Origin of the sequence: Microbacterium sp. B19 (assembly GCF_000333395.1) — a bacterium.
Lineage (GTDB): Bacteria > Actinomycetota > Actinomycetes > Actinomycetales > Microbacteriaceae > Microbacterium.
The window spans coordinates 1-9,315 of record NZ_BADA01000055.1 but is presented as its reverse complement, the minus strand read 5'-3'; the positions used below and the strand labels follow the sequence as shown (position 1 = coordinate 9,315).

Here is a 9,315-nt window from a genome sequence, read left to right as displayed (position 1 = left end):
CCCAGGGTGAGCGTGGAGAGCAGGCCGAGGGCGAGGAAGCCGGCCGCGGTGAACGCCGCGGCGCGAGTACCGTCGCTGAAGGCCGCCTTCGCGTCGGACGCGAGGTCCTGCGTCTGGGGTGCCTGCTCGAGTCCCACGATCGCGGCGCCGGCGCTGTCGACGACCTGCGACACCACCTGGTCGCGCTGGTCGGCGGGGAGGCCGCGGTCGTCGAGGGCGGATGCCAGCACGCTTCCCGTCGTGGAGAACAGCACCGTGCCGAGGATCGCGACGCCGAGGGCCGCGCCCAGCTGCCGCGAGGTGGACTGGGTGCCCGAGGCCGCGCCGCTCTCCGCGGGCGGGACCTCGGCGAGCACGACGCCGGTGAGCTGCGCGGTGGCGAGTCCCACGCCCATGCCGTAGACGAACAGGAACGGGATGAGGGGTCCCCAGGTGGCATCCGGTCCGATGGTGAAGGCGACGCCGGCCACGCCGATGATCTCGCCCAGCAGGCCCGCGCGGACGACCCACACCGGCGCGACGCGGCCGCTCAGGGCACCCGCGACGCCGCTCGCGACGAACGACCCGATCGCCAGGGCGAGCAGCAGCAGGCCGGTCTGCAGCGCGTCGAACCCGACGACGAACTGCAGCCACAAGGGGAGCGCGAGGATGATGCCGAACTCCCCGAGCGACACGACGGCGGCGGCGATGTTGCCGTTGCGGAACGACGCGATGCGGAACAGGCCGAGCGCGAGCAGCGTCGAGCGGTCCGCGCGCCGACGGTGCACGCCCCACGCGATGAAGGCGACGAGGGCGACCGCCGCGACGGCGAACGCGATCGGCACGGGCGAGAGCGACAACGGCCACTGCCACTCGCCGATCTGCGGGTTCTGCTTCACGGTCCACCAGCCGTAGGTGCGGCCCTCGATGAGCCCGAAGACGAGCGGTGCCATCGTCAGCACCGACAGCAGTGCCCCGACGCCGTCGATGCTCTCCCGTCGGTCGCTGCGGGATTCGGTCACGGTGAAGAGGACCCCGATCACGATCAGGATGCCGAGGGGGATGTTGATCCCGAACGCCCACCGCCACGAGAACGAGGTGGTCAGCCAGCCGCCCAGGAGGGGGCCCACGGCGGCCATGCCGCCGATCGTGGAGCCCCACACGGCGAAGGCGATGCCGCGTTCGCGTCCGCGGAAGGTCGCGTTGATCAGCGACAGCGTCGTCGGCAGGATCATCGACCCGCCGACGCCCTGCACGAGCCGCGCGAGGATGAGCGAGCCCCCGCTCGGGGCGAGCGCGGCGGCGATCGAGGCGACACCGAAGATCGCGACGCCGATGAGCATGAGTCGGCGCCTCCCGAAACGGTCGGCGAGGCTGCCGAAGACGAGCAGCAGCGACGCGAAGACGAGGGTGTACGCCTCCTGCACCCACTGCACCTCGGTGGAGGAGATGCCGAGGTCTTCCACGATCGAGGGCACGGCGACGTTGACGATCGTGGAGTCCACGATGATCAGCGACACGGCGATGCTGATGAAGACGAGCCCCGCCCAGCGGCGTCCGGCCATGCGTTCGTTCATATCGCTAGCTTATCTAGCGAAGTCGCGGACGGGGAAGCAAACCATGAGAAGTTCCTTAGGCCGCGGAGCGCAACGGTGTCTTAGCATCGGGGAATGAGGAGCGAACGGTGTCCGAGACCTCCCCGATACTGAACGTCAGGGCCGTGGGGGCGCGCGTCGTGAGGGGGGCGCTACCTATCGCGCCCGCGCCCGACATCCTCGACCTGCGTTTTCTGGCCGACGTGGAAGCCGGACCTGCGCCGCGAGTGTGGGTGGATGCCAGTGCCCAGGCGCTCGAGGCGCTCCTGATCGCGCGTTCCCGCGTCGACCACATCGACGACGGGCTCCGCCTGATCGACGCGCACTTCGCCGACGGTCGGTTGCGCGCTCCCGCCCGGCTCGCTGCCGCCACTCGCTCCACCCTGTTCTCGGCGGTGGCCGAGGTGTACGCGGCATCCGGGTGCTCCCGACGCGCCGGCGAGTACGCCGCAACGGCGATCACGTACGCGGACGACGCCGTGACGCTCTACCGCGCCCACGCCGTGCGCGCACTGGCGGCGGCGATCAACGGCGAGTACCGCCTGGCCGGGGCGAGTCTCGCGGTGTGCGAGGAGCTGGCATCCACGTCCGGATGGGACGCGGTCTTTCCGGACTACGCGGTGCTGCTGGCGCGGATCCTGGTCTCCTCGGCCGCACTGGATGCCGAGACCCTGGCGGCCACGGCGATCGAACTGCGCGAGGGCGCCCCGCACGACCCGTTCTGGCAGTACACCGCGCGGGCTGCCGAAGCCATGTGTGCGCTCATCCGCCGGGACTACTCCGAGGGCATCGTGCTCGTCGCCACCCTGGCCGGGGGGACCGAGGCTTCGTCGGGTCACGCCATGGTGCGGGGATTCGCGCAGGGCGTGTACGCCGACCTGCTGCTCGCGCGCGGCGAGCCGCGCCGGGCTCTGGCCGTGCTCGAGGGGCGGGTGTCGCCCCCGGGGCACGCGCTGTGCTTCGACATGCAGCGCGCCGCGGCGCTCATCGCCCTCGGGCATGAACGCGAGGTGCTCGAGTCGACGGACCCGTGCCTCCGCATGGGGACGCAGCACTGCGTCCGCACGCTCACGCCGCTGCTCCTGCGCCGGGCCGTGGCCCACGCGCGGCTGGGCAACGATCAGGCCGCCGACGCCGCCTTCTCGGAAGGGTTCCACCTGTCGGAGTCCCTCGGGGGATCGCTCACGCCGTATCTCACCCTGCCGCAGGCCGAGGTCTTGACACTGCTCGAGCGGCTGGCCGTGCAGCACCCCGCCTCGGCGGAGGCGGCCGAGCGTCTGGCCGCGATGCTCGAGCTCGTGCCCACGCACGATCACCGTCCTCCGCTGCCCAACCTCAGTCCGCGGGAGGAGCGTCTCGCGCTGTCGCTGCGCGGCCCGCGCAGCCTGCCGCAGATCGCGGAGGAGCTCGACGTGTCGCCGAACACCGTCAAGTCGCAGCTGCGCTCGATCTACGCGAAGCTCCAGGTCTCCGGGCGCGATGCCGCGGTGGCCGTGCTCGAGGCGCACGGCTTCTACGTGTGACGGTGCGGTGGTGCGGCGGCCCCGTTCAGGCCGACGGCCGCGCGCGCGGTGCGGGTCGCACCGCCGGGGACCGGTCCGAGGGGAGCGGGATCGGCGTCGTCCCCGCAACTTCGTCGCTGAAGTCCTCGGGCTCGACCGCGATCGTGGTGATCGGACGCGTCTCGTCGAGCGTCAGGCGGAACCGCTTCGTCTCGTGCTTGTGCACGCGACCGCTCGCCATCGTCCACGCGACGCCGATGCCGCACGCGAGGAACGCGACGATCGCGGCGAGGCCGATCGCGAAGCGCGGACCGAACGCCTCAGCCACCCACCCCACGATCGGGGCGCCGATGGGTGTGCCGCCCAGGAGGATCGCCATGTACAGCGCCAGCACGCGGCCGCGCAGGGCGGGGTCGGTCGTCGTCTGCACGTACCCGTTGGCCGTGGTGAGGGTCGTCACGACGCAGAAGCCGGTCAGGACGAGCGTCGCGGCATAGGTCTCGTAGCTCGGCGCGAGGACGGAGAGAGTGGATGCCACGGCGAAACCGCCGGCGCCGAAGATCACGACCCGCATGCGGGCTCGCTCACGGCGCGCGGCGAGCAGCGCCCCGGCCAGGGACCCGATCGCGACGAACGAGCTCAGCAGTCCGAAGCCGTCGGCGCCGCGGCCGAATTCGAGCGCCATGGTGGACGCGAAGATCGGGAAGTTCATACCGAAGGCGCCGAGCAGGAACACCATCGCGAACGTCACGACCAGGTCGGGGCGCTTCGCGACGTAGCGGAACCCGTCCGCGAGACGCGCGGGACCGCCGCCGCGGTGGTGGCGGACGAGCTCGTGCGGGCGCATCAGCGCCAGGGCGCCGAGCATGCCGACGAACGTGAGCGCGTTGGCGAGGAACACCCACCCCGTGCCGACCACGACGATCATGATCCCGGCGACGGCGGGGCCGATCAGGCGCGCGGTGTTGAACGACGCGGCGTTGAGCGCCACGGCGTTCGAGGCGTTCTCCTTCTGGACCAGGTCGGACACGAACGCCTGACGCGCCGGGTTGTCGAACGCCGTGATGACGCCGAGCGCGAGCGCGAACACGAACATGAGCGGGAGCGTCATCACACCGGTGAGCAGCAGGATGCCGAGCGTGATGGCCATGAGCAGCATCGCGCTCTGCGTGCACATGATGAGCTTGCGACGGTCGAACCGGTCGGCGACCCACCCGGTCACTCCGACGAGCAGCAGGGGCGGCGCGAACTGCAACGCCATGGTCACGCCCATCGCGGCGGCGTCGTTGGGGGTCAGTTCGGTGAGGACGACCCAGTTCTGCGCCGTCGACTGCATCCAGGCGCCGATGTTCGACACCAGGGCGCCGATGAACCAGACGCGATAGTTGTAGACCGAGAACGAGCGGAACATCGCACTCATGTGTCTGCCACCTTTCGCATGATCACGGCCGCGGCGGCCAGGGTTTTCCGTTCCTCGTCGGTCAGCGCGGCGAGGGCTTCCTCGAGCCAGGCATCCCGGCGCCGCACGGTCTCGGCGACGACGAGGCGACCGGCATCCGTCAGCGCGATCGTCACCTTGCGGCGGTCCTCGTCGTCGGGGGTGCGGGTGAGGTAGCCCGCCTCCTCGAGGAGCGACACCGTGCGGTTCATCGAGGGTGCGGTCACCCGCTCGCGATCCGCGAGCTGGCCGAGCGTGTGCTCGCCGTGGATCGAGAGGGCCGCGAGCACCGCGAACTGCCCATCGCTCATGGTGTCGACCGCGCGCTGGGCGCGCAGGCGACGGGCGAGGCGGAACGTGGCCATCCGCAGCTCGGAGGTTGGGCTGTGGAGCTCATCACGCGAGCCGGATCGGGGGGATTCGTCGACGCGTTCGTTCATGATGCTCGATACTTAGCATAGCTCATTAGTCTTGCTAACGGTTCCATCGGTCGTTTTCCGGCCGGGATCCCGCCCCTAGACTCTGCGCATGCCCGAGTTCGTCGACGCCTATGGCATCTCCACGGTCTACGACGTCTACGAGGCGGAGGTGCCGCGTGCGGTCGTTCAGCTCCTGCACGGCGTGGGCGAGCACGCCGGGCGCTACAGCGCCCTGATCGACGCCCTCGTCGCCGACGGCTACACGGTCTACGCCGACGACCACCGCGGGCACGGCCGCACCGGCCTGCGGCAGTGGAACGGCGACCACGGCAAGCTCGGACGCCTGGGACCCGGCGGCCTCGCGGCGGCCCGCGACGCCGTCTGGACTCTCACCCAGATCATCCGCGAGACGCACCCCGACCTGCCGCTCGTCCTCCTCGGCCACTCCTGGGGCTCGTTCCTCGCGCAGATGCTGGTGGATCGGCATCCGGATGCCTATGACGCCCTGGTCCTGAGCGGCTCCGCGCTCCGCTGGCCCGGTGCCCTGAACTCCGGCGACCTCAATGCGCCGTGGAAGCACCTCAAAGGCACCGGCCTGGAGTGGCTGTCGAGCGTCGAGCAGGTCGGGCGCGACTTCCTCGCCGATCCGCTGACGACCTCGACGCCGCTGCTGCGGCTGTTCGGCCCGATCGAGACCGCGAAGCTGATCGGTCGCCCGCGACGGAATCTCGGGCACGACATCCCCACGCTCCTCCTGGTCGGCCGCGACGACACCGTGGGCGGACCCCGCAGCGTGCACCGCCTCGCGGACGCCTACCGGAACCGCTCCGGCTTCACCGACGTCACGACGCTCGTCTACCCCGGTGCGCGCCACGAGATCTTCAACGAAGCGGCGCAGGCCGAGGTCCGGGCCGATGTCGCCGCCTGGCTCGATCCGCGGTTCCCCCGCCGCGAGTGAAGGCCGTGGGGGCGCCTCGCCCGTCGCCGTGACGACGGGCAGGACGCCCGGCCGCGCGCCGTAGGCTGGAGGCATGCACGGCGAGTACAAGGTCCCCGGCGGGAAGCTGGTCGTCGTCGACCTCGAGGAGCGCGACGGCCGCATCGCCGGCTTCCACCTCGCGGGCGACTTCTTCCTCGAGCCCGACGACGCGCTGGACGACATCGACGCGGCCGTGAACGGTCTGCCGGTCGAGTCGGACGTCCCGACGATCGCCGCCGCGATCCGCGCCGCCCTGCCCGAGGGCGCCCAGCTCCTGGGCTTCACGCCCGAGTCGGTCGCCACCGCGATCCGTCGTGCGCTCGTGACGGCTCCCGGCTGGGGCGACTTCGAGTGGGAGGTCGTGCACGATGCTCCCGTCTCACCGCGCATGAACCTCGCGCTCGACGAGGTGCTCACCGCGCGCGTCGGCGCGGGCCTGCGCAAGCCCACGCTGCGCCTGTGGGAGTGGAACGAGAACGCCGTCGTGATCGGGTCGTTCCAGTCGCTGCGCAACGAGGTCGACCCCGAGGGGGCGGCCAAGTACGGCTTCGACGTCGTCCGTCGCATCTCGGGCGGCGGCGCGATGCTCATGGCCGCCAACTCGATCGTCACGTACTCGCTGTACGTCCCCGCGTCGCTCGTGGCGGGCATGACGTTCGCCGACTCCTACGCGTTCCTCGACGACTGGGTGCTGCAGGCGCTGCGCTCGCTCGGCATCGACGCGGTGTACCAGCCGCTCAACGACATCGCCGGCCCCCACGGCAAGATCGGCGGGGCCGCGCAGAAGCGCCTCGCCAACGGCGGCGTCCTCCACCACGCGACCCTGAGCTACGACATGGACGGCCAGGTGCTCACCGAGGTGCTCCGCATCGGCCGCGAGAAGCTGAGCGACAAGGGCACCGTGTCGGCCGCGAAGCGCGTCGACCCGCTGCGGAGCCAGACCGGCCTTCCCCGGGATGCCGTGATCCAGCGGTTCATCGACACTTTCACGACGCTCTACGGTGCGACCGCCGGGCACGTCACCGACGAGGAATACGCCGAAGCCGAGGCCCTCGTCGCCTCGAAGTTCGCCACCGACGCGTGGCTCCAGCGCGTTCCGTGAGCGGCACGACCTTGGACGGTGTCTTCGACCACGGCACCGTCGAGATCCACCACGCCGACAACCTCGCCGTCACGCCGGGCCTCCCCGACGGCTCGTTCACGCTCGTCTACCTCGACCCGCCGTTCAACACGGGCCGTACGCGCTCGAAGGCCGTCGAGTCGGCGCGGTGGACGCCGCCCGTCGAAGAGCCGGTGGATGCCGAGGAGCCCCTGGTCCTGGCATCCGAACCGCCCCACGACCCGGCGATGCTCGTCTTTCCCGACGACGAGGAACCCGCTCCCACGCCGGTCGTGCAGCGCGGGTTCCACGGCCGCGACTACGCGCGGCTGCGCGGCGACCTCCGCACCTACGACGACCGCTTCGACGACTACTGGGCGTTCCTCGAGCCGCGCCTCGAGGAGGCGTGGCGGCTGCTCGCCGACGACGGCACGCTGTACCTGCACCTCGACTACCGCGAGGTGCACTACGCCAAGGTCATGTGCGACGCGCTGTTCGGGCGAGAGCGGTTCCTCAACGAGCTCATCTGGGCGTACGACTACGGCGCGAAGACGCGGCGCCGCTGGCCGACGAAGCACGAGACGATCCTCGTGTACGTGAAGAACCCGTCCGCGTACTTCTTCGACTCGGATGCCGTCGACCGCGAGCCGTACATGGCTCCCGGTCTCGTGACCCCCGAGAAGGCGGCGCGCGGGAAGCTCCCCACGGACGTGTGGTGGCACACGATCGTGCCGACCACGGGCCGGGAGAAGACGGGCTACCCGACGCAGAAGCCCGAGGGCGTGCTGCGGCGGATGGTCCAGGCATCCAGTCGTCCGGGCGATCGGGTGCTCGACATGTTCGCGGGCAGCGGCACGCTCGGCGCCGTCGCCGCCCCGCTCGGGCGCCACAGCGTCCTGATCGACGACAACGCCGACGCCGTCGCCGTGATGCACCAGCGTTTGGCCGCGTTCCGCGGCTGAGCGCTCGCGCCGGGCGGGCGCGGGTCGCTGGCGGGCGCGGGTCGCTGGCGGGCGCGGGTCGCTGGCGGGCGCGGGTCGCGGGGACCGCGAGACTGCAGTGGGCTGACGAGACCGCCGCACGCTGCAGTGGAGTTGTCAGGCGGATGCAGTCTCGCGGTCAGGGGGCACGGCTCGGGCGCTGCGCGCGGTGCCCGGGGCTGCGCGGAACGACCGCACGCCCGCGCGGATGTCGGACCGCGGCCCTAAGGTGAAGCCCATGGAATTCGGCATCTTCGTCCCGCAGGGCTGGCGTTTCGATCTGGTGGGCATCGACCCCGCCGAGCAGTGGCGGGCGATGAGCTCGCTCGCGCAGAGCGCGGATGAGGGGCCGTGGTCGTCGATCTGGGTCTACGACCACTTCCACACCACGCCGGTGCCGAGCGCCGAGGCGACGCACGAGGCGTGGACCCTCATGGCCGCGTTCGCCGCCGTCACCGACCGCGTGCGCCTCGGGCAGATGTGCACGTGCATGGGTTACCGCAATCCGGCATACCTCGCGAAGGTCGCGGCGACCGTCGACCTCATTTCCGGCGGGCGCGCCGAGATGGGCATCGGCGGCGGCTGGTACGAGCACGAGTGGCGCGCCTACGGCTACGGTTTCCCGCCGATCGCCGAGCGGCTCGGACGGCTCCGCGAGGGCGTCGAGATCATGCACCAGGCCTGGACCACCGGCTCGGCGACCCTCGCCGGCAAGTACTACGAGGTCGACGGGGCGATCGTGCAGCCGCAGCCGCTGCAGCCCGGTGGCATCCCGCTCTGGATCGCCGGCGGCGGCGAGAAGGTCACGCTCAAGGTCGCGGCGAAGTACGCGTCGTACACGAACTTCGGCGGCTCGCTCGACGAGTTCGACCACAAATCGGCCGTGCTGCGCGGACACTGCGAGACGCTCGGTCGCGACTTCGGCGAGATCACGCGCTCGACGAACTTCAACACGATCGTCGCGCCCACCGAGGTCGAGGCCGAGGAGCGTCTGGCCGCGGTCGTGGCGCGCCTCCGGCCCCACGTGGGAGACGAGCGGGCGGATGCCATCGAGGCCGACTACCGCTCGTCCGACACGTTCGGCACTCCCGAGCAGATCGTCGAGCGCCTGCGCGCCCGCGCCGAGCACGGCCTCGGCTACGCGATCCACTACTTCCCCGAGGCCGCGTACGACACCTCGGGCATCACGCTGTTCGAGCGCGAGGTGGTTCCGGCGCTCGCTTGAGCTCCGCGCCTCGCGCCGCGCGCGTGAGGGGTCAAGAACTGTCGCCTGGGATCGCCGAAAGCGACAGAAACTGACCTCTCACGCGCGCGTGAGATCTCA

The 9,315-nt window shown here is 71.0% G+C and carries 8 protein-coding genes; 5 read left to right on the top strand and 3 right to left on the bottom strand.

All coding sequences use genetic code 11. The features are described 5' to 3' along the window. A partial coding sequence (locus tag I5G_RS02000) for a DHA2 family efflux MFS transporter permease subunit (protein ID WP_239642471.1) occupies positions 1-1,556 on the bottom strand: 1,556 nt, incomplete at its 3' end. A gap of 107 nt (positions 1,557-1,663) precedes the next feature. Between I5G_RS02000 and I5G_RS26120 the strand changes: the two genes are divergently transcribed. Further along, the gene (locus I5G_RS26120) at positions 1,664-3,097 is read left to right on the top strand and encodes a helix-turn-helix transcriptional regulator (RefSeq protein ID WP_204365534.1); all 1,434 of its coding nucleotides are present in this window, start codon (positions 1,664-1,666) and stop codon (positions 3,095-3,097) included. Between the two features lie 25 nt (positions 3,098-3,122). Here I5G_RS26120 and I5G_RS01990 read toward each other — a convergent pair whose 3' ends face one another. Together I5G_RS01990 and I5G_RS01985 are read right to left on the bottom strand one after the other, a co-directional pair. Then, entirely contained in the window at positions 3,123-4,496 is a 1,374-nt protein-coding gene (locus I5G_RS01990; RefSeq protein WP_022877558.1) for an MFS transporter, read from the bottom strand. Further along, positions 4,493-4,879, bottom strand: coding sequence for a MarR family winged helix-turn-helix transcriptional regulator (locus I5G_RS01985; protein WP_187288785.1), 387 nt, complete (start codon positions 4,877-4,879; stop codon positions 4,493-4,495). The genes I5G_RS01990 and I5G_RS01985 overlap by 4 nt, the downstream gene beginning before the upstream one ends. A 163-nt stretch (positions 4,880-5,042) precedes the next feature. Here I5G_RS01985 and I5G_RS01980 point away from each other — a divergent pair, with 163 nt between their 5' ends. From I5G_RS01980 to I5G_RS01965, 4 genes are all read left to right on the top strand, one after another. After that, positions 5,043-5,891 (top strand): alpha/beta fold hydrolase, encoded by an 849-nt coding sequence (locus I5G_RS01980; protein ID WP_022877556.1) that lies wholly within the window; start codon positions 5,043-5,045, stop codon positions 5,889-5,891. A 73-nt stretch (positions 5,892-5,964) separates the two neighbouring features. After that, on the top strand, positions 5,965-7,014 hold the full coding sequence (locus tag I5G_RS01975) for a biotin/lipoate A/B protein ligase family protein (protein WP_022877555.1): 1,050 nt from the start codon (positions 5,965-5,967) through the stop codon (positions 7,012-7,014). Further along, positions 7,011-7,973: a site-specific DNA-methyltransferase gene (locus tag I5G_RS01970; RefSeq protein ID WP_022877554.1), complete on the top strand. Its 963-nt coding sequence runs from the start codon at positions 7,011-7,013 to the stop codon at positions 7,971-7,973. The genes I5G_RS01975 and I5G_RS01970 overlap by 4 nt, the downstream gene beginning before the upstream one ends. A 256-nt stretch (positions 7,974-8,229) precedes the next feature. Then, on the top strand, positions 8,230-9,216 hold the full coding sequence (locus I5G_RS01965; protein ID WP_022877553.1) for an LLM class F420-dependent oxidoreductase: 987 nt from the start codon (positions 8,230-8,232) through the stop codon (positions 9,214-9,216). Positions 9,217-9,315 lie beyond the last annotated feature (99 nt).

Coding starts and splice junctions, on each gene's coding strand:
- I5G_RS01990 (WP_022877558.1), bottom strand. CDS start 4,496: ATGAGTGCGATGTTCCGCTCGTTCTCGGTCTACAACTATCGCGTCTGG.
- I5G_RS01985 (WP_187288785.1), bottom strand. CDS start 4,879: ATGGCCACGTTCCGCCTCGCCCGTCGCCTGCGCGCCCAGCGCGCGGTC.
- I5G_RS01980 (WP_022877556.1), top strand. CDS start 5,043: ATGCCCGAGTTCGTCGACGCCTATGGCATCTCCACGGTCTACGACGTC.
- I5G_RS01975 (WP_022877555.1), top strand. CDS start 5,965: ATGCACGGCGAGTACAAGGTCCCCGGCGGGAAGCTGGTCGTCGTCGAC.
- I5G_RS01965 (WP_022877553.1), top strand. CDS start 8,230: ATGGAATTCGGCATCTTCGTCCCGCAGGGCTGGCGTTTCGATCTGGTG.